The sequence below is a fragment of the Pseudomonas sp. LBUM1673 genome, from assembly GCF_059695645.1.
The window spans coordinates 5,040,182-5,065,868 of record NZ_CP166780.1; the positions used below are offsets into that span (position 1 = coordinate 5,040,182).

The 25,687-nt window shown below is 58.3% G+C and carries 16 protein-coding genes; 8 read left to right on the forward strand and 8 right to left on the reverse strand.

Annotated features, from left to right (window positions below; all coding sequences use genetic code 11):
* Positions 1-3 precede the first annotated feature (3 nt).
* From ACA044_RS23195 to ACA044_RS23210, 4 genes are all read right to left on the reverse strand, one after another.
* Entirely contained in the window at positions 4-9,129 is a 9,126-nt protein-coding gene (locus ACA044_RS23195) for a hemagglutinin repeat-containing protein (protein WP_497443447.1), read from the reverse strand.
* Between the two features lie 45 nt (positions 9,130-9,174).
* On the reverse strand, positions 9,175-9,693 hold the full coding sequence (locus tag ACA044_RS23200) for a toxin-activating lysine-acyltransferase (protein WP_497443448.1): 519 nt from the start codon (positions 9,691-9,693) through the stop codon (positions 9,175-9,177).
* A gap of 9 nt (positions 9,694-9,702) precedes the next feature.
* Positions 9,703-11,361, reverse strand: a complete 1,659-nt coding sequence (locus ACA044_RS23205) for a ShlB/FhaC/HecB family hemolysin secretion/activation protein (protein ID WP_497447291.1) — start codon at positions 11,359-11,361, stop codon at positions 9,703-9,705.
* A gap of 443 nt (positions 11,362-11,804) precedes the next feature.
* Positions 11,805-12,200 carry a hypothetical protein gene (locus tag ACA044_RS23210; protein ID WP_497443449.1) on the reverse strand — a complete coding sequence of 132 codons (396 nt, stop codon included), beginning with the start codon at positions 12,198-12,200 and terminating at the stop codon, positions 11,805-11,807.
* A gap of 475 nt (positions 12,201-12,675) precedes the next feature.
* On the opposite strand from ACA044_RS23210, the gene ACA044_RS23215 reads away from it, so the two are divergent.
* The 5 genes from ACA044_RS23215 to ACA044_RS23235 all read left to right on the forward strand — a co-directional run bounded on the left by ACA044_RS23215 (position 12,676) and on the right by ACA044_RS23235 (position 17,701).
* Entirely contained in the window at positions 12,676-13,191 is a 516-nt protein-coding gene (locus tag ACA044_RS23215) for a BRO-N domain-containing protein (RefSeq protein ID WP_497443450.1), read from the forward strand.
* Positions 13,192-13,329: 138 nt separating this feature from the next.
* Positions 13,330-14,043 carry an HNH endonuclease gene (locus ACA044_RS23220; protein ID WP_497443451.1) on the forward strand — a complete coding sequence of 238 codons (714 nt, stop codon included), beginning with the start codon at positions 13,330-13,332 and terminating at the stop codon, positions 14,041-14,043.
* 336 nt (positions 14,044-14,379) lie between these two features.
* On the forward strand, positions 14,380-15,369 hold the full coding sequence (locus ACA044_RS23225) for a hypothetical protein (RefSeq protein WP_497443452.1): 990 nt from the start codon (positions 14,380-14,382) through the stop codon (positions 15,367-15,369).
* 337 nt (positions 15,370-15,706) lie between these two features.
* Complete coding sequence (locus ACA044_RS23230) at positions 15,707-16,705, forward strand: response regulator (RefSeq protein WP_497443453.1); 999 nt, start codon at positions 15,707-15,709, stop codon at positions 16,703-16,705.
* 3 nt (positions 16,706-16,708) lie between these two features.
* The gene (locus ACA044_RS23235; protein WP_497443454.1) at positions 16,709-17,701 is read left to right on the forward strand and encodes a sensor domain-containing diguanylate cyclase; all 993 of its coding nucleotides are present in this window, start codon (positions 16,709-16,711) and stop codon (positions 17,699-17,701) included.
* A gap of 7 nt (positions 17,702-17,708) precedes the next feature.
* Here the strand turns inward: ACA044_RS23235 and ACA044_RS23240 are convergent, their stop codons facing one another.
* Together ACA044_RS23240 and ACA044_RS23245 are read right to left on the reverse strand one after the other, a co-directional pair.
* The gene (locus tag ACA044_RS23240; RefSeq protein WP_497443455.1) at positions 17,709-18,869 is read right to left on the reverse strand and encodes a hypothetical protein; all 1,161 of its coding nucleotides are present in this window, start codon (positions 18,867-18,869) and stop codon (positions 17,709-17,711) included.
* Positions 18,870-19,070: 201 nt separating this feature from the next.
* On the reverse strand, positions 19,071-19,889 hold the full coding sequence (locus tag ACA044_RS23245; RefSeq protein ID WP_497443456.1) for a sulfite exporter TauE/SafE family protein: 819 nt from the start codon (positions 19,887-19,889) through the stop codon (positions 19,071-19,073).
* 266 nt (positions 19,890-20,155) lie between these two features.
* Between ACA044_RS23245 and ACA044_RS23250 the strand changes: the two genes are divergently transcribed.
* Entirely contained in the window at positions 20,156-20,923 is a 768-nt protein-coding gene (locus ACA044_RS23250; RefSeq protein ID WP_497443457.1) for an AraC family transcriptional regulator, read from the forward strand.
* 198 nt (positions 20,924-21,121) lie between these two features.
* On the opposite strand, the gene bglX is transcribed toward ACA044_RS23250, so the two are convergent.
* Complete coding sequence (gene bglX / locus ACA044_RS23255; RefSeq protein WP_497447292.1) at positions 21,122-23,413, reverse strand: beta-glucosidase BglX; 2,292 nt, start codon at positions 23,411-23,413, stop codon at positions 21,122-21,124.
* 277 nt (positions 23,414-23,690) lie between these two features.
* Here bglX and ACA044_RS23260 point away from each other — a divergent pair, with 277 nt between their 5' ends.
* Both ACA044_RS23260 and ACA044_RS23265 read left to right on the forward strand, forming a co-directional pair.
* Positions 23,691-24,008 (forward strand): helix-turn-helix domain-containing protein, encoded by a 318-nt coding sequence (locus ACA044_RS23260; protein ID WP_497443458.1) that lies wholly within the window; start codon positions 23,691-23,693, stop codon positions 24,006-24,008.
* 11 nt (positions 24,009-24,019) lie between these two features.
* Positions 24,020-24,283 carry an XRE family transcriptional regulator gene (locus tag ACA044_RS23265; protein ID WP_497443459.1) on the forward strand — a complete coding sequence of 88 codons (264 nt, stop codon included), beginning with the start codon at positions 24,020-24,022 and terminating at the stop codon, positions 24,281-24,283.
* Positions 24,284-24,478: 195 nt separating this feature from the next.
* Here the strand turns inward: ACA044_RS23265 and ACA044_RS23270 are convergent, their stop codons facing one another.
* Complete coding sequence (locus ACA044_RS23270) at positions 24,479-25,537, reverse strand: MBL fold metallo-hydrolase (protein ID WP_497443460.1); 1,059 nt, start codon at positions 25,535-25,537, stop codon at positions 24,479-24,481.
* Positions 25,538-25,687 lie beyond the last annotated feature (150 nt).

Below are 25,687 nucleotides of genomic sequence, written 5' to 3' on the forward strand. Positions count from 1 at the left end.
ACATCAATTGCGTGCCCAAGGAGAGACTCTCAATACTTCTCCCTTTAAATCAACACCGATCACATTTCCACTCACATTTTCAGGTGCTTGCCTAAACTCCCTGAGCATCTGGCGTGCCTGTTGTTGGTCGGCGAGGTCAATATTTCGGTAACGCCCCTGGCGACTAGCTGCCTGAGTCAAAATATCCTCGACAAACGTCGTCATATTTTCTTGACGACTGGAAAGCCCCCCGATACTCCCTGTTCGCGATGATTTCACCTCAGTGAAAGCGAGACGACCATCAGGTGTCCGACTGACAATATCGATGCCATTTCCACTGCTGTTCTGGATAGCAAAGATGTCAGTATGGTTATTATCGCGCAAGAAGGTTTTGGATATAGTCTCACCCAAATCGCCAATCTGCTGGTTTGTCAGGGTCGAGAGATCTTTACCTCTAGACGCTTCAAACAAATCAGTCGTCGTGCTCGGGGGGACTGTTCTATCTAACCCCCTTCCAACAGAGGGTCCATCACCGCTCCAGTCAGGCAACGGTTTGGTAGCCGGCGCTTCAACTTTCGCTATTTTTTCAAGCTTGGCCATATCGGCCATCTTTTCAAGACTTTCCGTCCCCACCTTAATCCCGGTTTTCGCCAACGCCACGCCGCCCTTGGCCGCCCCGCCAACGCCGGTGGCGATGCTGCCGACGTCCCAGACGAGTTCGCCAATGTCCTGGCCCAGTTGCACGGCGCGGTCGTCGCCGCCGTTTTCCAGGGCGTCTTTGACGCGGTCGATTTTGGCGTTGAGTTCATTGACTTTGTCGTCGCCGAACTGCTTGCGGGCCTCGGGGTCGTTGACCAAGGCTTTGAGGCCGTTGAGCCCGTCAACAGGATGCAGGAGGAATTGCGCCAGGCCCTCGACGTCGCTCCAACCCGCCTGCACCAAGCCTTTGCCCACGCCGAAGCGAGTCAGTACGTCTTGTTTTTGATTGATGAAGGCCCATTTGGCGATCACTTGCAGTTTGGCCGGACCGACGGCCTCTGTGTATTCTTTGTCGGCCTGGACCAGTTGCTGGGTCGCCAGCCAGTTGTTGTCCACCGCTGCGCCTGCCGCACTGTTGGCAGTGGCGGCATCCAGTGAGGTGCTGGTGGAGGCCAGCCCGGTGACCAAACTGACGATCAGGTTACGCTTGGCTTCGCGCTGTGCTTCGCTTTCGTTGGGGCTGGCTTCGGAGAACAGCCCGGTGAGCAGGCTCGACGCCGCCGCGCCCGCTGCACCGCTGCCACAGCTCTGGCTGCTGGCCGCAGCTCCCGCGCAGGCGACGATGCCGTGCAGGGCTGCGTGCAGGGGTGAGCCTTCGGTGAGTTTGCCGTCCGCCACTAGGTCGCCGATGTAGCTGGCGCCCTTCTGTTGCACGTAATTGACCACCAGCCCCTGAACGAACGCGCTGTTGCTGCCGCTGATGTTGCCGCTGGCGGCACCCACCAGTGCAGTGGTGATCTGGCGGTAAGTGCCGCCCGCTCCCCAGTTGTCGGCGATGCCGCGGGCTTCTGCGTTCAGCTGCTGGGCGCTGTTGAGTAACGCCAGGCGTTCGGTGTCGGTCAGCTGGGCCTTGGAGTCGAGGGCCTTTGCTTGTGCATCGCTGGCCTGTTGGCGCTTGAGGTCGACTTCCTTGGCCTTGTTGGCGAGCAAGGTGCCGGCTTCGTTGGCGAACGCCCCCACAATCTCGAAACCGGCGCGGATCTCGTCTTCGTCGAAAATCGGCTTGAGCGCGCTGCTGGTGTCGCGGTCGCTGGAAACGTCGCGGTTGAGGCTGGCGACGGTTTGTTCGGCGCTCTGGCCGGTGCGCTTTTGTTGCTCGGCGTCATTGGTAATGACGATGGTGCCGCCACTGATGCCGCTGCGGGTGACGCTGCTGGCGTCGTCGCTGGCGCTGATGGCAATCGGCATAGTGACGCCGATGTCATTTTCATTCTTCGGCAGGTCGGTGCCCGGGGTCTGCGCGGCGCCGCTCTGGGCGTTGCCTTGCTGGTCCTTGCCGACTTCTCGATAACCGCCGCCGACGCTGACAGTACTGGCGTCGTACTCGGCTTTGTTTTTGATGTCGCGGCTGGTGAGGCTGGCGGTGACCAGCCGATTTTTGCCGTCCTGCGAGGCCTTGTCGCTACTGGCGATCACCCCGCCGATCAGGTCGGTGTTGCCACCGACGCGGATGTCGAAGCCATCGTCCCCGGCCTTGATGCCTGACTGTTCGGTAACGCTGGCATAGTCGGAGTCGATATCGGTGGCGCCGAAGCTGCCGCTGGCACCGCTGACCGAACTCAGGCCGTAGCAGAATGGCGGAATGCACAGGCTGATGCCGAAGCCCAGGCTCTGTTCATCGACCTCATAGGTGTTGGTGTCTTGCAGACTCTCGATGTTCAGGTTGCCGCCGACATCGGCCACCACCTGCTTGCCGCTCGCCACCGCGCCTTTGAGGTTTGTGTCACCGCCCGAGGACAGCAGCAATTGGTTGCCCGCCTCGACATGGGTATTGGTGTGAGTGAGTTCATCACCATCGGCCTGGCCACGGCTGCCGGTCGCGCCCAGGTCCAGGGTGAAACCGTTGCGGGTGCCTCCCAGCGAAAAGCCGATGCCCACGCTGGCGCTGCTGCCTTTGCTGTCGGTCTCCTGTTTGTTGGTGTTGCTGGCGGCCAGCAGGTTGATGTCACCGTCCGCCAGCAGGCTGGCATTGCGTCCGGCCTTGATCTGGCTGCCTTGTACGGTGATGTCGCTGGCGGCACCGGCACCCGTCGCGCGCAGGCGAATGTCGTTGCCCGCGGTCACGGTTGAGCCGGCGGCGCTGTCGCTGGTATGGGTGGTGGTGCTCTCGTTCTTCTTGGTACCCAGCGACAGGCTGATGTTGATACCGCCCGCCGAGCCCGGGTCCATCGCCACGGCGGTGGCGGCGTTGTTGGCCGCCAGCACGGCAGTGGCAGCGGCCAGTGCCTTCATACGCCCGTCTTCGGTTTTCTCCGACGCTTGTTTCATTTGCTGGGAGGTCTGAATCGCGCTGATCACCGGGTTCGTCACGGTGAGGGTGAACCCGGTTTGTTTGAACAGGGTTTCACGCTCGCGCTGGCTGGTATTGCGCGCTTCAACGATGTCGATGGTTTGCGCCGTAACGCCGATGTCGCCTTGAGGGGCCGACACTTGACTGCCCACCTGACGGTAGCCCTTGCCCGCTTCAATCAGCACATCGCCGGTGGTCGAACCGACGGTGCTGGCCACTGCCGTCTGTTGTGTGGTGAGGTCCTTGACGCTCTGCTGCTGGCTACCCATGGTGACGGCGATGCCACCGCCGCTGAACAGACCGCTTTTTTTGACGGACTTGTCGTGGCGTTCGCTGCTGCTGTCGGTGGCCGCCTCAATATTGATGTTGTTGTCCGCCGCCAAAATGGTCTGGGTGGTGGACACCACATTGCTGCCGCTCAGGTTAATGTCGCGACCGGCCTGCAGGTATGTTTGTTCGCCGCTCAGGGTGGAGCCTTGGGCCTGGGTCTGGCTGACGGTGTCGCGCGTGGTGGTGGTCTTGCTGGAGAACAGCCCGTTGCTCCCTTTGACCTTGTGCGCTTCGTCGGCAAATTGGTGGTCCTGGCCGGCAGTCAGGTGAATATCGCGTTTTGCCTCGGCAATCACCGCGCCTTGCTCGCTGGTCACGTGAGCGGCTCGTGCGTTGAGGTCCTGACCCGCACTCAGGCGGACGTCGCCCTGGCCTTGAACCAGAGAGCCCACTTCGGTTTGGCTGGCGTCCTTGCGCCAGTTGCTACTGTTCCAGGTCAACGCTTGCTGATGCGCCTCACCCACGGTCGCCAGGTTGATGTTGTTGCCCGCCTCCAGTGATGTGCTGCTGCCGCTGCCTGCGTTGACGACCTGGGCGCCGGCGAGGTTGAGGTCGTTACCGGCGCGGACACTCATCGTGCCTTGAGCGCCGCTGACGAACAGCCCGGCCACCCGTGACAGGTTGGTACGGGTACCTTGGGCGCTGCTGCTGTCTCGACTGCTGGAGATGACGTTGATGTCTTGTCCGGCCTTGAGTGACAGGCTGTCCACGGCACCGATCAGGCCGCCGAGGTTGTTGAGGTTCTCCCGCGCGGTGAGCGATGCCTTGTCGGCCTGGATGCGCCCGCCCAGGTTTTCGATGTTCTGCGCAGTGATCGCCATGACGCTGCGCCCGGCCAGGCTACCGCTGTTGATCAGATCGCCTGCGATGTTCAGGTTCAACTGCTGCCCGGCAATCAGGGCGCCAGAGCCGTTGAGGTCGCCTTCTTGAACCCGCACGTACACTTGCGGCACCAACACATTGCGGGTTTCACCGTTGGCGAGGGTGACCTGCTTTTGCACCAGCCAAACGATGTCGCTGGTCAACTGGGCCATTTGCTCGGAGGTCAGGGCCACGCCAGGCACCAATTGCCACTGACTGGCGACGGTGACAGCGCTGTCGATCAGGGCACGGTACTGCACTTCGTCATTCGCGTAGCCATCAAGGAAACGTCGGCCGGTGAGTTGCGCCACCTGTTCGCGAATCAGCTTCTGCTCGTAGAAGCCGTCACCTAAACGTTGCTGGGTCAGGGCCGGGTCGACTTGCAGGCGTTGCAGCATGTAATCCGAAGACAGCCAAGTGCGGTAGCTGGCAAAGCGCGGGTCGGTTTCGATCAAGTAATGGCTGGTGCTCTGAGGGATAGTGCTGAACAAGCTATTGTTCGGCAATGCCAGGGACAGCCCACCGCTGCGAATCTGCTCGGCAACGCCTTTGGTGTTCAGTGTGGTTTGAGCGGCGACCTGAACGATAGGCGCCACCAGGTAGATCCTGTCGGCGGGCGCGCTGACAGTGCCCGTGGAGGCGATCTGTTGGCTGACGTTCTGTGTTTCGCGGGCGCTAATCTGGGTGCCGGTTCCGTTACCGGCGGAGTTTTGTGCGTACACGGTCGGCTGCAGGGAGATGTCCTGAATCGAGGGTGCAGGCGTATAAGCCGTGGCGACCCTTCCTTGACTGTCGCGGCCCTTGCGCTGGATGCGAAAGAAGTGGGTGGCGGTGCCGCTGTCGGTGGTGGTGCGCTGGCCCGACAGCTCGGTGTTGGTCAGGCTGGCGATGTCAGCCTGCAACAACCCACCAGCAATGATGCGACTATTGTCGTTGAGGACATCGCCTGCGCTGATCTGCATCGTCCCGCCAGACAGGATCTGTGCCGGTGCCGAGGTGGCGATCTGGGTTTCCCGCACCACGCGGGTGTAGTCGTAACGGTTCCAGTCGTCTTGCTTGCCCTCAGGAGTAACCAGGTGAAGGACCTCGTCGTCGCTCAGGGAAATCTGGTTGCGCTGATAGCGGTTCGACGAACCGCTACGCTGGAACTCTTGCAGGGCGGTGCGGCTGATTTCCACCTCACGGGTGCTGAAGTGTTCGTTGGTGTTGCGCACGCTTTGCACGTTCAGCGACAGGTTGCCGAGGGCTTCGATGGTCGCACTGGCGTTGGTCAGCAATTGGGCACGGCCTTGGGCCTTGTCACTGGCGTTCAGCGTGCCGCCGATGGCGAGGTCCCCGGCACTGAAGATCAGTGATTGTTCGCGGTTATCCAGGGTGCTGGCGCCAATGTCCAGCGACTCGCGGGCGGCAATGGTCGCGGCAGTGCCGTTTTCATCACGGTTGGTCAGTGTCGAGGTGACGATAGCCAGTTGGTCACCGTAAAGACGCCCCGTGCCCAGGTTGTTGAGCGAGGTGGACTGCACACGCACTTGCTGGCCATCGATCAGGCCACGGTTGGTCAGACTGTCGACTACAGTCAGGCGAACCTGGCCGGCGCTAATTTCTGCATTGACGCCGTTGTTCAGTGTCTGCGCACTGATCAGCAGGTTTTTGCCCGCCAGCAATCGCCCGTTATTGTTGAGGGCCCCGGCGGTGCTCAGGTCAAGATTGTTGTTGGCCTGAATCTGCCCGCTCAGGTCCAGGCCACTTTGCAACCTGAAGGTCAGATCGCCAAGGCTCAGGGCCCGACCGGAGCCGCCGTAATACGCCGCGTTGAGCGACAGCAGTTTGCCCGCGAGCAGGGTGCCGTCAAGGTTGTTCACCGACTGGCGACGTTGCGCCGAGTCACGGTCACTGATGATCAGGCCGGCACCTGAGGAAATCAGCCCGCCTTGGTTGTTCAGCACCCGGCTTACGCCAATGGACAACCCTTCGTCAGTGCGTACAGCACCGGCCTGGTTACCAAAGGTATTGACCGCCAGGGACATGGCGCGACCTTCAAGGCCCTGATTAGTGCCTTGGGTGGCGCTGTTGTCGAGCACGTCGGTGCTCAGGTCCAGCGTACCCGCGCTGCGAACCAGCCCGCCCTGATTGTTGAGCGTCTCACCCAACACCAGCTTAACGTCGCCAAGGCCTTGCAACTGGCCGCCGCGGTTATCCAGTCGGGCGCCTTCGACACGTACGGTTTTCTCGCCAATGATTTGGCCACCGCTGCCGTTGCTCAGGTCGACGGCATTGAGCAGCAGACTGCCCTTGGCGCCCAGAAAACCGGCGCTGTTGTTGAGGTGGGCGCTGTGTATTTCGACCGCATCCTGGCCGCTGATGCCTTGGGTAGTGCCAGACTGAATGTTATTCAGCGCCTGGCTACCGGTGTCGATGAACAGCTTGCCTTTGGCCTGGATCAAGCCTGCAGCGTTGCGTAGTTCACCACTGCGCAGATCGAGAGTCGCACGGGCATTCAGCGTGCCCTGGCTGTTGTCCGCCAGGTTGCCATGGCTGTCTAGATCCAGGGCCTGGCCGCTGATCACGCCGTTTTGGTTATTCAGCCCTTGGGCCGACAGCTTGATATCACCTTGGGCTTCCAGACGCCCGCCGCTGTTGTTCAGCGCGTCATCTGCCACGGTGACCAGCAACCCGGACTGCACCGAACCCAGTACGCCGTTGCTGTTGTTCAACTGCCCGGCGATGATCTCCATGCGTTGAGTGGCCGCGAGCGTGCCGCCGATGTTGTTCAACTGATCGAACTGCGCGTGCAGCTCACCGCCTGCACTCACGGTGCCTTGGATGTTGTCCAAGCGCTCGCCGCTCACCCGCGCCGTACCACTGGCTGCCAAGGTTCCGCTGCTGTTGTCGATCAGCTTGCTGGCGGTGACCGTCAGTGCCCCGCGATCAGTAGCCAGGACTTTACCGTTCTGGTTGTTCAGCGTGCCGACATCGAGGACCACGGCGCCGGGGTTGCTGACGTGTCCGTTCTGATTGTCGAAACGCTGGCGGGCGGTGATCTGCAACGGCTGAGCGCCGGTTTGGAGAATACGCCCGCGCTGGTTGGACAAGGTCGTGGTATCGAGGGTGATCTGCTGGCCTTGGGTCAGGCCGTCATCGACCACCACATCGGTGGCCTTGATCGTCAACGTTCCGTTGCTCGCCAGGCTGCCTCGACTGCCGTCCAGCCGGGTGGCCTGGATGTCCAGGGTGCCTTTGCCTGCGTGTTCGACCTTGCCTTTGCTGTTGTCGAAGCGGCTGGCGCTGAGCTTCAGGTTGTTGGCATTGGAGGCAATTCGCCCGTCGCGGTTGTCGAGGGTGGCGCTGGCCTTGATCAAGGTGTCTGCGGTGCCGGTCTGCACCCATTCACCGCCGATGTTGGAGAGGTCACGGGCGCTCAGTTGCAGGTTGTCGGCGTTGAACTTGGCCGTATCGGTTCGCAGGGTTTTGGCAACATTTGCCGTCAACACCCCAGTCGCATCGACCTTACTGCCACTGAGGTTGGCGTCGCCGGTGCTGGCGGTCAGGGTGATGTTGCGCCCTTGGGTCTGACTGCTGCTCAGGTCCAGATCAGCGGCCTGAACGCTCACATCGCCTGCTGCGAGGTTCTGGCCTTGCGCCTTGACGGTGGTCGCCTGTAGCGCGAGGTTGCCACTGCTGCCCAGCTTGCCGTCTGCATCCACACCCGCCGCCAGGCTGGAGGCATTGGTGCTGCGAATAGTTTTAGCGGTGAGCGTCGTGTGGTTCTGGCTGGCAACGGTGCCGCTGTTGTCGATGTCACTGGCGCTGTTGAGATTCAGGTCGCCTTTGGCGTAAAGCGTGCCGCTGTTTTCAACACTGGCGACGTTGATTCGGGTCGTTGCTGCGCTGCTGATAGCGCCCTGGTTTTGCAATTTGCCGTCGGCGCTGATCACCACCTCACCGGCCATGGCGCCGATCTGCCCGGCGTTGCGCACACCGACGCCAGATTCAGTGCCCACCAGCATGATTTTCCCGGCGTACATACCGCCCAGCTTGGCAACGTCGATGGCTACAGCTGGCTTTTCCCCTTCAGCAGCAGGCAGCGGCGTGGCCTGGGTGTTATCGGCGTTGACCTGATTGCGTCCGGCCGTGACCTTCAGGTCGTTGGCCCAGACCCCAGCGTTGACCTGTACGGTGCGGGCGATCAGGTCTGTGTAGTCGGTCTCACGCGCATCCAGGCCGTTGCCTTCGATGTTGATGGCGCCGCCCTGCACGGTGTAGCCGGTGATGCGACCGTTATCAAACTGCGCCTGGCCGGTGCTGAGGGTCGCACGGTTAGCATTGATGAAGCCGCAACCGTTGCAGGTAATGCCGGACGGATTGGCGATCACCACTTCGGCGCGTTGGCCTGCGACTTCGACATAACCGCGCAACTGACTGGGATTACTGGAGTTAATTTCGTTGAGGATGACCCGCGCACTGCCATTGGCCAGCGAAGCGTTACCCTCAATCCAGCCGCCCAGTTGCGTCTGGCTATTAGCCCCACTGTTGTTGAGAATCGCGCCACGGCTATCGACGTCGAACTGGTTGTAGGTGTTACGCGAAACACCGGCGGCGCTGGGGGTCTGGATATTCACCTGCGCAGTACCGTTGGCACTTTCGGTCACCATCGGCCGCTGATCGGCCGGGGCTCCGGGGTCGGCTACGATGGTGCCCGCCCAGGCTGGCACCACGCTCAAGGACACCAGCCCAATCGCCGTCATCAACGCAAAACGCAATGCCCCGAGCGTCGCGATGCAAGCAGGTGCGCCTGCCATCGGACCGGAACGGGTCCCCGGCGCCTTGACCTGGCTGGCGACATTCTCTGCCACGACCATCAGCAGTCCACGGGCCTTGTTGAAAACGATTCGGTACAGGTGTTTGTTCATTGCAATTCCATTTGCGGTAGCAGCCCGCGATACCAGAGGGTGGGGTTACGGTGCGATTGCCAGCGGATGGGCGGCAAACCAGGCCTTGGCCTGCTCAGGGATGACACCGATCCCTTGGAATGTCTTGACCCGCAGACCGCGCTCATCGCCTCGGTGATAGAGGGCACGCGCGCAACGATTAGCGAATAGGTGACGCTGCAGCAACCGGCTCAATGCAGCGGTGTGGCCAAAGGGTGCAATCCAGTCGTTGAGCCAGAGGCGCTCGCCGCTGTTCCAATCGGTTTCAGTCAGCGTCAACGGCGACTGCTGCAAATAGCGTTGCTCGGCGGCCTCGTCGAAGTTGAGCCAGGACAGGAAAAACACCGGTTTGCCGTGTTCAGTACCGAGCACGAACTGGCGATGCTTGAGGGCGGGCAACAACAGCGTCGGCAGGCTGTGCAACGGTGCATCGCGATGGGCTTTGGAATGCATCCACAGCCAAGTGGCCGAGCCGAACACGGCGGCTTCGTTCCAGGGTTCGTCGATCAGACCGGGGGCGGTAATGTCTAGTGTCTCGAATTGCATGGGATCACCTCAGAATGACCAGATGACGGTGAAGGCGCTGGTCACGTTTGCCGTCTCGAAGCCATCGGGCTTCTTCAACGGGGTGCCCAGCGACCAGTCATAAAACAGGCCTTTGTAACCACCGCGTATGCCCACCACGGCCCCCGCCAGGCGCTGACCAATCAGGAATTCACTGGATTGACCGCTGACTTCGCCGTAGTCGACACCGGTGTAAAGCTCCTGGCCGGTCTGCCCCAAAGCCAGGCCGACTTCGTTGCGCAAAGTCCAGCCACGGTCAGCGGAAAGTGTGTTTTCACCATCAAAGCCCCGCACGCTGTAGCGCCCGCCGATCGAGAAGCGATCCTGAGGCACCAGCGGGGTACGGTTCCATTGCGCACGCCAGCCGCTGATGTAGCGCAAGCGCTGGTCGCCGACCACGAATGGCACCTGCAATTGGGCGTCGGCGGTGATGATTTGCGAGCGTGAAGTGCCTGCGCCAAAGGGCTCTTCAGGGGCTTGAAGCGAGTGATGGGCACCGGTGCCGCGACGATAAGCTGCACCGAGGTCAATAATCGAGGCGCCGATGAATTCGCGATGGTTCAGCCCGAACTGCCAGCCGGCCATGCGCCGATCCTGGTTGCCGATTTCGGTGTCATCAATGAAGTTCTCTGACGAGCGCGTCCACAGGCTGCCCCAAGCGGTGGTCTTGCGTACGGCGTCGCGGTACAGCAGGCGCGACAGGCGCAACTCGTTGTTGCGACTCTCACCACGGTATTGATAAGTCTGGGTGGTGCCCGCGACGGCCTGTTCGTAGTTGTATTCACTGCTGGTGAAACCCAGTTGCCAGTAGCCGAACGGCAGCGAGTAATGCAGGGTGCTGCCATCGGAGCCGCGCTGGCCGGACTCGCCGCCACCCAGGTCATGGTTAACGCTGGCGTAGAATAAGTCGTTGAGCGACAGCAGGTTATCCAGGGACAGCGACAGGTTGCCCTGATATTTACCGGTAGTCTTGCTGCCCGAGTTGTCCACGGACAGGCTCATGCGGGCCGGAAACTGCTGGCGCCAGGCAATCACCACGTCACTCTCACCGGGTTTGGCGTCGGCGGCGCGGGCAGGTGCGATCTGGATGTCGGCTTCAACCGTAGGCACGCGTTTGAAGTTTTCCAGCGCCTGCTCGATGTCACGCAGGTTGAGCAGATCGCCAGGATTGGCGGGTACGGCATTCCAGGCATTGGCACGGTGGCTGGTGCCTTCGGCGAAACGAATCTCGCGGATGCGCCCCGGCATCAGGGTCAGTACCAGAATCCCGCTGTTCAAGTCCTGGGCTTCAGCGAGAACGCGGGTGGTGACGTAACCCCTTTCGATGATCGCGTTCTGCATGCGCTTCATCGTCAGGTTAATCCCGGCACCGCCCAGGCAATGCCCTATGGCGGGGTCATGCTTGGGATTGGCGGCGCGCAGTGCCCACTGAAACTTTTCGGACGCCTCGCCAATCAGGCGGATTTCGTTGATGGCAAAGCAGGGGCTTTCCTTGGCGGGCAAGCGTGTGCCCCCCTCGGTCACCGGCGCCGCCTGAAGGCGCACGTCCGGCCGTGACTCCAATTGATCACGCAGCACCCGTTCGCGCTCACGCTGGCGCAGCAGCTCTTCTTCAGGCCCGGCAGCCTGCGCAGCGCCCCCCACGCCCATGATCCACACGGCCAGTGAAAGTAGCGCGAGACGCTTGGCGTTACGTGGAGATGAACGGGTCACGTCAACAAGACGGCGAGCGGTGCTCGGCTTACACGTTCGGCAGCGTGCATCTGGGTGCATGTCACATCCTTGTGGCCTGAATCAGAGGCACGGTGAGTCAGGCCGCTGGAAACGGCAGTAGCACTGACACGAATAGAGGGAGGTACGCGCCTTCGCACGCAGCGAAAGGAAAAGTCCTACAACGTACCGAGACGGTCAGATAGCAAAGGCGAGATAAAGTTTCGCGTCATACAAAACTTTTGAAACTGATTCGTAGAAATGGGGGATCTGTCACAGCGTTGAGGGGCTGGGGTTGGGCTGGGAGTGATTCCCGCTGAACCGAGCACGCTTGAAAAGACCGCCGAAAGGCGGTCTTTTTTCATCCATTAGAAATGGCAGTTTTAGTCATCATTACTGTATCGATGCCTGTCAAAAAAAAGACCTGCACCGAAAGAAAGAACCATGATCGGTAGAGCGCCAAGATCAAGCCCATCGATCTTCGGCACCACTATAAAAGCAGCCACCCCACCCAGGACAAAAGCGCTGATACCCAACCATTTCCTGTACCGGTACGGTCTAACGAAGAACCCCAGAATGAGCGCAATACTCAACAATAGCCCGTCGCCAACATATTCACTCATCGCTTGTTTCAACCTTTTGCCTTGAAAATGTGCAGCTTTCGTCTCATATAAATAAAGCCCTCTAAGTCGGCCTCGATCACTCGGCTCAACCGTAAAGTGCACGACTGTGAAAGAAACACCATGACGACCAAAATAATGATTCCGTTCCAGCTTCACGGATACGTCCTTTATTTGAGTAATGGCATAGATGTTCCTTTATTTTGTGCTGGTGTAGACGTTGCTATAGGGGAAACAAAAAAGGCTTACGGAGTTTTCGGATGTGTCCTACACAGCGTTTATGCGCGTGATTCGGAGGTAAGAGCCTGGGTGCGGAAATCGCTTTAATCATCCCTACGGCAATCCAACGATACTCCTACAGAACTTACAGCTTCTTCCACATTGATGCCCAAGCGAAGCCTCTTTAAGCTCTATCATAGGTGCCTAAGAAACACCCAACGTAGAAGCTGACTTCCTCACATAGAGCCGCGTGCTGTCCCAAAGACATGCGCAATTTTGTGTTTGAAAGAGACTGCTTGTTGGGATTTCTTACGTCCCTCTACGTCGGGTTCTGGCCTTCCCAAATTCAGCGTAGAGGTAATGGTTATGCCTACACAAAATCTACTCCGCTCTCCCTCCGTTTCGGAGATCGGTCATGTCTGATCCCTACACCACTACAGTTTTCATCCGCCACAACCTCCACCTTCACGCCCTCCTCCTGGAAAACCAACCATGGTTCTGCGCCCGTGATCTGGGTCGCTTAATGGGCTTTCATCTGAATGATCGTGTGGTCCGCAAACTGGACGAGGATCAGCGGCATACGTTGTTGATTGAATACCATGGCCAACCGGAGAAGCGACTGATGCTCAGCGAATCCGGTGTGTATGCGTTGTTGGTGTATCACTACGCGCCGGGGCATCGGTTGTTGCGTGAGTGGTTGACTCATCAGGTGGTGCCGGCATTGCGCGATGCGGGGCAGGCGAAAAACGAGGATCGGCCGATGTTGAGTTTGTTGGATTGGCCGGAGATGTCGTTGAGTCTGTTGCATTGGCAGGATGAAGGCTGGATTCGGCTACGGGACATGCCTTATCTGTTGCTCAATCGCACACGGCGGCGGGTGCCGGTGGTTAAGCCTTGGTGGCGGAAGGTTGTGGAGGTGTTTCAATCGTAGAAGCATTCGGTGGGTTAGAGCGACGGTGTTTTTGTAGGATCGCTTGAGGGATGCGTCGGTCTTTTCTGTAGGAATTTTCGTAGACAGGTGTAATGGCCACTCAGTATCGTCCGAGGGTTTTCAACCCTCGGCGATTGTATGGGCACTCCAAAAGAAAGAACGGGCTGGGATGATCAGGAGCTTGAGGCTTCGGTTGATGCCTATCTAAAGATGTTGAGTCTCGAGCAGAGCAATCAAACTTTCAGGAAGGCTGACGAGAATCGTCTTTTACGCGAAGGACCGTTGAGCAAGCGCAGCGCCTCGTCGGTTGAGTACCGCATGCAGAACATCTCCGCTGTGATGGAACAAATGGGTCTGAGCCACATTGTCGGCTATGTATCTGCAAAAAACGTCGGCACCGGGATTGGTAACCGAATTCGAAAGATTCTTGCCGAAAAAGATATCGAAGCATTTCGCAAAAAACCAACGCGAGCCAGCCAGCACTTTACGTATCGGCTGTTAGAGGCTCAGACACCTCAATTTGATGATGCACCTGAAGGCATTCTGAATCCCAACCAGACCAGCTCCGCAACCATTAGGTATTCGCGGGCACGAAGGATCACTGATTGGGTATTGAAGCAGTCTCAAGGCTTCTGCGAGGGATGTAATCAAGCAGCTCCTTTTCTGTGTGCTGATGGATCGCCATACCTTGAAGTCCATCATGTTAAGCATTTGGCGCAGAAAGGCTCAGATCGTCCGAAGAATACCGTGGCGTTGTGCCCTAACTGCCATCGACGTTGTCACTATTCGAGCGACAAGGATGAATTCACTGCTTCGCTTTATGACAAAGTCGGGCGGTTGAGACGTGAGTAATCGGGCTGAATGAGATTTGTGGCGAGGGAGCTTGCTCCCGTTCGGCTGCGAAGCAGTCGCCAAGCAAACAACTTGATCTGTCTGATGTACCGCGTTTGCCGGGTTTGGGGCTGCTGCGCAGCCCAGCGGGAGCAAGCTCCCTCGCCACAGTAGGATGCGTTGCTGTGGAGTCAGCGCTGGGTAGATAGACTGAGTTGATGCTGGGATTCGCGGGCAAGCCCGCTCCCACAGGTTTGGTGTGTTGCCATCGATTTGCGGTGTGTTGAAAACAGTCAGTGCAACCCGCCCCGCCTCCCGCTATTAATACCCTTCCCCCCTCTAGGACCCGAGCCCGCCATGAAATTCGACCTCGCCTACTGCCTCAGCCTCGACGACAAGCTGTCGATCTATGACGTGCGCGATTTGAATTTCGACGAAACCATGGAGTTCGATTCCGCCAAGGAGCATTTCCAGTGCCCCAACGATGCCTGCCGTTTGGCATTCGATGTGGCCAACGTGTTGGGGACGTTCAACGCCAAGAATGTGAATTACGTGCGCACGCCGCATTTCAAGAACATCCCCAGCACGCGGCATGTCGAGGGTTGTCCTTATGTCAGCCTGAAGACGCCGGCGTCTGGCCTGGAGGCGGACGGGGCGGAATCGGATGACAGTCGGGAGGAGCATTTCCCGTCGGAGTTGTTGCTGACTCGGCGTGAGTATGTGCGTAAGCCATCAAGCCCTGCGGTGGTGGCGGATGTCATGCGAGATGCCCCGAAAACCACTTCAGCGGACAGTCATGCAGAGCATCCGAACCGCGAGTCGGCGCCGGACAAGACCAGTGTCTTCGCCCATCCGGTGGAGTGTTTTGTGTCGAACTTCGAGGATAAGGAGCTGCTCAAGCGCATGCCGCTGAAGATTGGCGAGCACACGGCGCCTTATGGGTCGTTCTTCAAGAAGATCGAATACCTGCAGGACAACAAGGGGCTGATTTACTGGGGCAAGATCAAGGAGATCAAGGATTACACCCAGAGCTTTCGCATCGATTTCGAACAGAAGGTCTGGTTCAAGCAACCGGACGAGGCAAAGAAGAAGCCTTACTCGGTCAATGTTTACCTGAGCAAGAAGCTGATCGACAACTACCGCAAGCGCAAAGCATTCCTAGAAGAGATCAAGCACGCCGTCGACAGTGAGGCGCAGTTGTATTGCTTCTTTTATGGTGTGACGCCGGAGTTGAAGCAGGTGCCGAGCAAGAAAAATCCCGAAGAGACGTTCGGGGTGTTCAGTGCCAATATTGAGAACCTGGATCACTTCATCATTCGTGAGGCGCCAGGCTTGGCGAGTCAATAGTCATTGGCTCACCCTGCTGGACGTCGCGCTCAGTAAACCTTCTCTATTAGATGCAATGCTGTTCACTTAAGCAATTTCAGCCGCGACGCACTTCCTTGTAGCAGCTGCCGAAGGCTGCGTTCGGCTGCGTAGCAGTCGTAAAACTGCGGTGCGTCAGGCAGACCGCGTTTGCCGGATTCACGACTGCTACGCAGCCGAACGCAGGCTTCGCCAGCTGCTACAGATCGCATCACGGCTTAAGTGAACAGCATTGTGTCCACTAGGTGGACTTTATAAGCCTGTGGCATGATGCCAGTAGTGTTTTCCCTGATGTTCAACGCCGGTGAGTGCCCTATCTGTGTCAGTGACTCCCCTACTGGTATGTGACGACTCCAACATGGCCCGTAAGCAGGTGTTACGGGCGCTGCCGGTGGACTGGTCGGTTTCGGTCACCGAGGCCAGCAATGGTCGCCAGGCAATGGAGGCCATACGCCAGGGGTTGGGGCAGGTGGTGCTGCTTGATCTGACCATGCCGGAGATGGATGGTTATCAGGTGTTAAGCGCCTTGCGCGCCGAAGGATTGAAGGCGCAAGTCATTGTGATCTCCGGTGACGTTCAGAAAGAAGCGGTGCGCCGCGTGCGTGAGCTGGGCGCGCTGGCGTTCCTGAGAAAGCCTTTCGACGAACACGAGCTGCGCCAGACACTCAGTCAGCTGGGGCTACTGACGGAACTTGGCCTGGCGTCGCTGGGGAGTCGTCCGGCGGCGAACACGGTCATCAGTTTTCACGATGTGTTCCGCGAAACGGTCAACGTTGCCATCGGCCGGGCCGCCGCCCTGATAGCCCAGGTATTGGGCGTATTTGTACAGTTGCCAGTCCCGAACGTGAACATCCTCGAAGTCGGCGAGTTGCACATGGCGCTGACCGATGCCGGCAGCTGCAAGCAACTCACGGCCATCTGCCAGGGTTTTATCGGCAGTGGCATCGCCGGCGAAGCCCTGCTGATGTTTCACGACTCGGAAATCACCGACATCGCGCAATTGATGCAGCGTCAGAGCCCCGATTATTCGGACCTGGAAATGCTGCTGGACCTCTCCAGCGTTCTGATCGGTGCTTGCCTGAGCAGCATTGCCGAACAGATCGATGTGGCGTTTTCTCAAGGCCACCCGCAGATCCTCGGCCAGCACGCGGCCATCGATGAGCTGATCCGGGTCAATCACAAGCGCTGGAGAAAGACCCTGGCGGTGGAAATCAGCTACAGCCTGGAAGGGCATGACATTCGTTTCGACCTATTGTTGCTGTTCACGGAAGACTCAATCGAGCGGTTGACCCACAAACTCGCCTACTTGATGAACTGAGCCATGAACGATCCTATCGATCTGAACGAGTTTCACTGGTTGCTGGCGATCGTCCAGAGCATCGACGTCGGTGTGGTGGTGCTCGACCGCGACTACTGTGTGCAGGTCTGGAACGCCTTCATGGAGAACCGCTCCGGGGTACAGCCCAAGGACGCTCACAATCAGTATTTCTTCAGTCTGTTTCCCGAAATCGACCGCCAATGGTTCCGCCGCAAGGTGGAAAGCGTCGTTACCCTGGGCACGCCAGCGTTCACTGTCTGGGAGCAGCGCCCGTATGTGATGCGGTTCAAGAACTACCAGCCGATCACCGGCCAGGAAGAGTTCATGTACCAGAACACCACGTTGTTCCCGCTGCGCTCCACCGACAGCAAAATCAACCATATCTGCCTAGTGATCTATGACGTCACCGACGTCGCCACCAACCGGCATCAGCTCCAGGCCGCCAATGCGCAACTGCAGCAACTCTCCAGTACCGATCGGCTGACGGGCCTGTACAACCGCGGTCATTGGGAAGAAAGCCTGAAATCCGCCTATGCCCGGCACCAGCGCTATGGCAATGCCACCAGCCTGGTGATGTTCGATATCGACCACTTCAAGCGGGTCAACGACACCTATGGTCACCAGGCGGGCGACAAGGTCATCGAGCAAGTCGCCAGGCTGGTCCACGAGCATGTACGCGACTCCGATGTGGCTGGGCGTTATGGCGGTGAAGAGTTCGGCGTGGTGCTTTCGGACACCGACAAGGCCGGTGCACAGGTTTTCGCCGAGCGTCTGCGTAAGGCAGTCGAAGGACTGGAAGTGCTGCACAACGGCCAGAGCATCCGTTTCACCATCAGCCTGGGAGTGGCCGACCTGAGCCAGTCCTCGATCAACTACACCGACCTGATCGGCTGGGCGGACCACGCGCTGTATGCGTCGAAAAAGGCCGGGCGCAATCGGGTGACGGTGTATGAGGAGGTAAAGCCGTCCAGCCCAACGGTAGTGGCGAATAAGTAACTTCGTCTCAGGGCAGTTGCACCGCTACACCGCCGGGGTGTTGCTTGATGACGCTGTAAGGCAGGACGCTCCATTCAACATACCCACACGAAGCGGCTACATGGGGAAATGATGGCTCTAGCTTGATGCCCTTTTCGGTGAAGTGCCAAGACAGGAAACGCCACGGATCTTCGTCACTGTAGGCACACTCCTCATCACTGGTCATTTGATCCGGATAAAGCTTAATGAACTGCGCCACCAACCAGGGCGCTAACTCATTGGCGCGATACGCAGAAAACGCGGTGAACGTGTCAGGTGATTGATCGCTTTCAGCGTAAAGTTCTTCGTAATGCAGCGGTTTCCCCTCCCCCACCCAAAGAACATCTTCAAGTACCAAGGGCTTCCCGGTCTTGGCATCGAGGTTAAGCGGTACATCGTTTTGATCCGGGTAAGCGCCGCCACAGTTGTACTCAGTGCCGATGTTCAGGCTGATGACTGAAGGCGTCATCAACAACGGTTTGATCGTTTGGTTATAGAAGTTCTCGCCACCGCCGGCGAGGCATCCGTAATAACCCACCACTTCCTGCCACAAGCGCCCCATCAACTGTTGATTGATGCGCTGACGTTCTTCGGCACTGTAGCCCGACACGACTTCAAACAGCGTCGTCCTGGTTTGCGGCTCGCTCCACCATTGCAGCGAGTAGCCATTGAACGTTTCTGTCTTTCCTTGCGTGAGCTTCATGCCTTGAAGGCGCAGAAATTCGTAAGGCGAATTTTCATGGAGTGCTGCGAGATAGGGCAAGGTATCGGCGGACACTGGCGGGAGATTGGCTTGCTGCAACTCGATCTTGAGGACTTTACCCTGAGGGCTGGTCCATTCGCCGGACAAGCCGTTGGGTTGGCCCTGCAAGCGAACTTTTGGGAGAGCTGTTTGCTCGCCATACCGCGGGATTCCCTCGTCAAGGAGCAGGAGTTCGCCTTCCTTTTTGCCAGAGAGTACGAGGTCTTTGCGGTACTTTTGATAGAAGTAGCGGCCCTCACTGCCGTTGGCGTTCACTTCCAGCACAATCGGCATTTTACCCAAGGTTCCGGTGTAAACCTGAGTGTCGTTTTCAGCCCACAGCACGGTAGAAAAAGTGGAACACGTCAGCGCGACAATGCCGGTAAGACGAAACAGTCCTTTGAACATCAAATCATCCTTGAAAGAAGAGAGCGTCTACTCACGAAATATTGGCCCCGAGTATGGCGAATCAGCGTCTGAGAATCGAGATGGCAATGTCCGGTCAATCCTGCTCAAGCTGCTGCATCAGTTCTCGAATTTCCCGTTTCACTTCTTTGCGCCGATCACGCGCTTGAATACCTGACTCGTCGAGACCGCAGTAATCCAACCTTACTTGGCGCACATACTCAGCATCACCAAAACTAGCAAACCAATATATACCCGCGCATGTATTTGGTCCGGTATCCGCCCGATCCACGGCGTGGCCAGCCGAATCCCCACTAGCGACCCAACCGTCAGCACCGCAAACGCCAGCACATCCACATAACCGACAAACCACGACCCCAGATCAAACTCGGTAAACCCCGCCATAGCCATGTAAGTCAGCGTCCCGGCCAACGCCACAGGCAAACTCAATGGATTGGCCATGGACGTCGCCCGAGACATGCTCAGCCCACAACGTCGTAGCAACGGCACGGTCATGACGCTGCCACCCACGCCGAGAAAAGTGGCGATGGTGCCAATGCCTACACCGCCGCCCGACACTTCTGCCCTGCCCAATCGCCGCGGGATTACAGCGTCAGACTGTGTGAGGAAACCGCGTCTGAACAGGCAGTCCAGTAGGGTGACGCCCAAGTAAACGATGAAGGCAAAACGGATCAGCTCGCCACTCGCCCACATCGCTGCAACGGCTCCGACGATCGCGCCCAGGCCGATGAACCCGCCCAATGGCCACAGGTAATGGCGAATGAGATTACCGGCGCGGTGATGCTTTGCGGTGGCGATCAGGGCATTGACGACCATCACGCAGGTCGAGGTGGCCACCGCAATGTGCATCGCCGATTGGCCGATGGGGTCGTCGGCGCCGTGGCTGGCCGTGAGCATGCAGTACAGCAAGGGCACGACGACGAATCCGCCGCCGAAGCCGAACAGCACGGCGGTGACGCCGGTCATGCAGCCGAAGAGTGCCAGCAAGAGGTAGAAGAACATCACGCATCGTCCGTTGGTTGAGAGTGGCCGACGATAGAGCAATGGGGCTTGGCCTATTGCCGGTAAGTTAAGAGCAATCCATGTGGGAGCGGGCTTGCTCGCGAAAGCGGTGTGTCAGGCGACATTAATGTTGACTGCGCCGCCGTCTTCGCGAGCAAGCCCGCTCCCACCCATTGCGCACCTAACTTACTGGCATCAGGGCTTGGCCTGCTTCAGCAAGCAGGCCAATAATGTTTGCGTTTACGCCAACCGCTGGATACCGCTCGATGCGCAATGTTTCGATTGATCTGCTGGACGCCACACCACGGCCGGTGGTGGCCATCGGTACGGATTACTCCTACGGTCATCGGCTGCCGCGCCATACCCACCGGCGGGCGCAGTTGTTGTACGGCGCCACCGGGGTGATGCAGGTGAGTACGCACGACGGCAATTGGGTGGTGCCGCCGCAGCGTGCGGTGTGGATTCCGCCGGGGGTGGCGCATGAGGTATTGATGCTGGGGGTGAGCACCCGCAGTGTGTACATCGAACCAGAGGCGGTCGACTTGGGAAACCGCTGCCAGGTGATCAGTGTTTCGCCGTTGATGCGGCATTTGCTGATGGATGCGGTGGAGGTTGCGCCGGAGTACGACGAGGCCGGGCGAGACGGTGTTTTGATCGACTTGCTGCTGCACGAACTGGCCCGTAGCGCTCACTTGCCGTTGCACATTCCGTTGCCTGTCGATTTGCGGCTGCTCGGGCTATGTCAGACGTTTCTCCAGCAACCGAACATTCATCAATCGCCGCAACAATGGGCCGATCAGCTGCATATCAGCCTGCGTACTTTCAATCGCCTGTTTCGTCAACAAACCGGCCTGAGCTTCAGCCAATGGCGGCAGCGGGCCTGTGTGGTGCTGGCCTTGGCGCGGCTGGCGGTGGGCACGCCGGTGACGCGGATTGCCCTGGATTTTGGCTATGACAGCCCGGCAGCGTTCTCGACCATGTTTCGTCGTGTGCTGGGGCAGGCACCGTCCGTCTGGTTGGAGGGGGTGAAATAGCGAGGCCAAAAAAAACACATGCCCAGTGCATAACCTGTGGCGAGGGAGCTTGCTCCCGCTGGGCTGCGAAGCAGTCCTAAAACCTGCAACCTTGTTCTGTCAGGCACACCGCATGCATCGGATTGGCGACTGCTGCGCAGTCGAGCGGGAGCAAGCTCCCTCGCCACAGGTACGATGTGCGTCTCAAAATTCCTGGCCTTAGCCACTGCCTTGTTCTGACAGCAACTCAAAACTCTGCTCCTTCACATCCTGAGAATCCAGACCTATCTGCACCCGGAACTCGCCCGGTTCGGCGACGTGTTCCAACTGGGCGTTGAAGAACTTCAAGTCGTTCTCATTGATGCTGAAATGGACCGCTTTCTCCTCTCCGGCCTTGAGCATGATTTTTTGAAAGTTCTTCAGTTCTTTGACCGGACGGCTGACGGATCCAACGACATCGCGGATATACAGCTGAACCACCGTTTCGCCGTCGCGCTGGCCGATATTCTTCACGATGACGCTGGCGACGAGGTTGTCGGTCTTGCTCAGTGTGGTCGAAGACAGGGCCATGTCGGTCAGGCTGAAATCGGTATAACTCAGCCCATAGCCGAAAGGATAAAGCGGACCGTGGGATTGATCGAAATATTGAGACGTGTAGTTGCGAAGCGCACCCGCTATGTAGGGGCGACCGGTGTTCAAGTGACTGTAGTAATTCGGGATCTGCCCCACGGAGCGTGGAAAGGTGATGGGTAACTTGCCGGACGGGTTGTAGTCCCCGAACAACACATCGGCAACGGCATTACCTCCCTCGGAGCCGCTGTACCAGGTTTCCAGAATTGCATCGGCCTGTTTCTGTTCCTTGCCGATGGAAAGCGGCCGGCCGTTCATCAATACCAGTACCAGTGGCTTGCCGGTGGCTTTCAGGGCAGTGATCAATTCACTCTGACGCCCAGGCAGATCGAGGCTGGTTCGACTGGCCGCTTCATGAGACATGCTGCGGGGTTCACCCACCACGGCAATCACTACATCGGCTTGCTGTGCAGCCTTGACCGCTTCGTCAATCATTTCTGCTGCCGGACGAGGGTCGTTCGCGATTTCGGACACTCCCTGGTATTCCAGGTATTTAACAACCTCCTGATCCTCCTCGAGATTGGCGCCTCGGGCATAGATCAGCGAGCCCTGGGTCATCGCGTTTTTCAGCCCGTCGTAGATCGTCACCGATTGCGAGGCCACGCCGCTTGCAGACCAACTGCCCATGATGTCGACGGTACTTTTTGCCAACGGGCCTATGAGCGCGATCACAGCCTCTTTTTTTAGCGGCAAGAGCCCGTTTTCGTTCTTCAGCAGCACCAACGTCTTGCGTGCCACCTCACGGGCCTGCGCTCTGTGCAGACGGTTTTCAGCATTGTTATCCGCGGGGTCTTCACTGGCAACGCCGATGCGCCGGTAAGGGTCTTCGAACAGCCCCATATCGTACTTGGCCCCCAGCACTTCCCGCACCGCGTTATCGATATTGCTCTGGGAGATAGCGCCAGACTCAAGCAGCCCCGATAGCTCCGGACCATAGGAGAAGTCGTTCATGCTCATATCAACGCCAGCCCTGATCGCGAGCCTGGCCGCTTCGCGGTGATTCTTCGCCACACCATGCTGAACCAGATCGTTTATCCCGTTATGGTCGCTGATGACCAGTCCCTTGAAGCCCCATGCCTTGCGAAGCAGGTCTTGCATCAACCATGCATTGGAAGCGGCGGGCACGCCATTTATCGAGTTAAGCGCCACCATCATCGCCCCCGCGCCACCCTCAATCGCCGAACGATAAGGTGGCAGGTAGTCCTGGTACATCCTGGCCAGGCCCATGTCGACGCTGTTGTAGTCGCGTCCACCCTCGACAGCACCATACAACGCAAAGTGTTTGGCGCTGGCCATGATGCTGTCGGGTGCATTCGGGCTTGTGCCCTGGTAGGCCTGAACCATCGCTTTGGCAATGCGCGACACCAGGTAGGTGTCTTCGCCGAAGCCTTCGGAGGTGCGCCCCCAACGAGGGTCACGGGCAATATCTATCATGGGTGCGAAGGTCAAATCGATACCGTCAGCACTGGCTTCTTTCGCCGCCGTTCGACCGCTCAATTCGATAGCGCCAATATCCCAGCTGGAGGCCAACGCCAGGCCAATGGGAAAAATGGTTCGATGGCCGTGTATCACGTCCCAGCCGAAAAACATCGGGATTTTCAGGCGGCTTTGTTGAGCCGCGTCCTGCATGGGTCGGTTTACGTAACGGCTCACAGAGCCGTACGTACCACCAATTCGCCCGGCGGTGATCTCTTGGCGTATTTTTTCGGGCGTCATGTTCTCATCAATGGCGATCAATCGCAGTTGGCCGATTTTTTCCTCCAGGGTCATCTGATTGATCAGGTTGGTGACAAAGGCCTCTTTGTTTAACGATGCCATATCGGCCAGGACCGGCAGACTTGTGAAACCGATCAGGGCACATAGCAGACGTAATCTGTTCATGATTCCCTTCCCTGCATAACGCTGTGGCGCACTGCGTCTGAAACGCCACCTTTCCTTGTATTGAATATCAGAAAGCTGACGTTCAATCATTGCCGCTAACGGGAGTTGAAATCCCATTGAGGTTTCGATCCCGCATAGAAGTAGCGTAGTCGGTCCCACGCTCCTGCCTGAGCGAAAAACAGAATCGATCAAAAAATGAGTTTGATCCGGGCATAAAATAACTGTACAAAAACACAGTATTTTATCGAATCGCCACTTTTGAGCTCCGGAGAACACCATGGCCTCTCTTGCGATGAAAATTACCCTGGAACGTATCGCCCTCTTCCAGTTCACCCCCGCCCACTGCGCCCAGGCCCGAGCGATGCTGGGCTGGAGTGTCGAGGAGTTGTCTGAGGAGGCCGGAGTTTCCGTTGATGCCATTCAGCGTTTCGAGGCGGAGCGTGATGTGCTGGATGTCACCCGACTGGCCTTGGCGTATCGGTTTGAATCGCAAGGTTTGGTGTTCTTCCCGGGGTTTGCACCGGGTCGAGGGATGAATGTGAAAGGGTCTACGCCGGATCCGGTGGGGCGGGCAGATTATGCGATGGTTGAGTGAGGTTTCAGCGGATGAATGAAAACGACGAAAGCAACTGCTGCGCTTACGAGGCGCGGGGGTCCGCCGATGCGGGTGAGATGCGGGCCAAAGCCGAACACGTCATGAAGATCGGCATGCTCCTGGAAGCCGGTCGTCTGAGTAAGACCGAGGCTGCGCAAAGGCTCGGACTGTCTCAGGAAGAACTGGACGAAATACTCCATGGAAAATTTCGCGAGTTGACCGTCGCAAAGATCTCGAAATATCCACCTAATACCACCGCGACATCCTCTTTGTAGCAGCTGGCGAAGCCTGCGTTCGGCTGCGCAGCAGTCGTGAATCCGGCTGACGCGGTCTGCCTGACGTACCGCAATCTCTGATTTTACGACTGCTGCGCAGCCGAACGCAGGCTTCGCCAGCTGCTACAGATCGCATTACGGCATAACTGACCGGCATAGGGCCGCTCCTATAGCGAGCGGCCCGGCAGCACAACATCAAGCGTTCTGAGGCGCCACCTGATCGCTTACATCTTCCAACTCCGACCACCACGCGCTGCCCCGCTGCGGATACATCACGTTAAACGCCTCGCCCATTTGCGGGGTGGTGATGGAGACATTCCGATCCCAGGCCAACGCCAAAATACGATCAAAGGGTTCGTACCAAGCGTGCATCGACAAGTCGAAGGTGCCGTTGTGGATGGGCAGCAACCAGCGCCCTTTAAGGTCAATGTGCGCTTGCAGGGTTTGCTCGGGCTGCATGTGAACGTGAGGCCACTCGACGTTGTAGGCGCCGGTTTCCATCAGGGTCAGGTCGAACGGGCCGTACTGTTCGCCAATGCGTTTGAAGCCGTCGAAATAGCCGCTGTCGCCGCTGAAGAAGATCCGCGTGTCGCCGTCGATCATCACCCACGATGCCCAAAGGGAACTGTTGCTGTCGAACAGGCCACGACCGGAAAAGTGCTGCGAGGGTGTGGCGACAAATTGAAGGCCATCGACCTCGGTGCTCTGCCACCAATCCAGTTGCCGTACTTTGCTGGCATCGATGCCCCACTTGATCAGGGTATCGCCCACGCCCAGCGGTGTGAGGAAGTACCGGGTCTTGTCCGCCAGTTTGAGGACGGCCTGATGATCGAGGTGGTCGTAGTGATCGTGGGACAGGATCACCGCTTCAATCGGCGGCAAGTCTTCGAGGCTGATCGGCGGTTGGTGGAAACGCTTGGGGCCGGCCCATTGCACCGGTGAGGCGCGTTCAGCGAAGACCGGGTCGGTGATCCAGAATTTATCCCGCAGCTTCAGCAGAACCGTGGAATGGCCGAGGCGATAGACGCTGTGGTTGGGCGCGGCTATCAACGCTGCCTGGGTCAGGGTTTGCACCGGGACCGGCGCCGTCGGGCGGGTATTACGCGGTTTGTGGAAGATCATGTTCCACATGATGCGCAACATTTTTCGAAGGCCTTCACGTTGCACGGGCGCATGATTTCGGAAGTGCCCTTCTACCTGACGGGAAGCTTCAGGCGTGGAGACGCTATCGGCAGGGGAGGTTGAAGTGGTCATGACTGAATGGCTCCAGAAAAACCGCACAATTCACGATTTTCCGCTTGGGACGATAAATGGCCAAGGCACGCACGCATCAGCCGGAGATTCCATTTTTCACGGTGCAGGATTAACGCAACATTACACTGCACAGTGTAGTTTCAAGGTTGC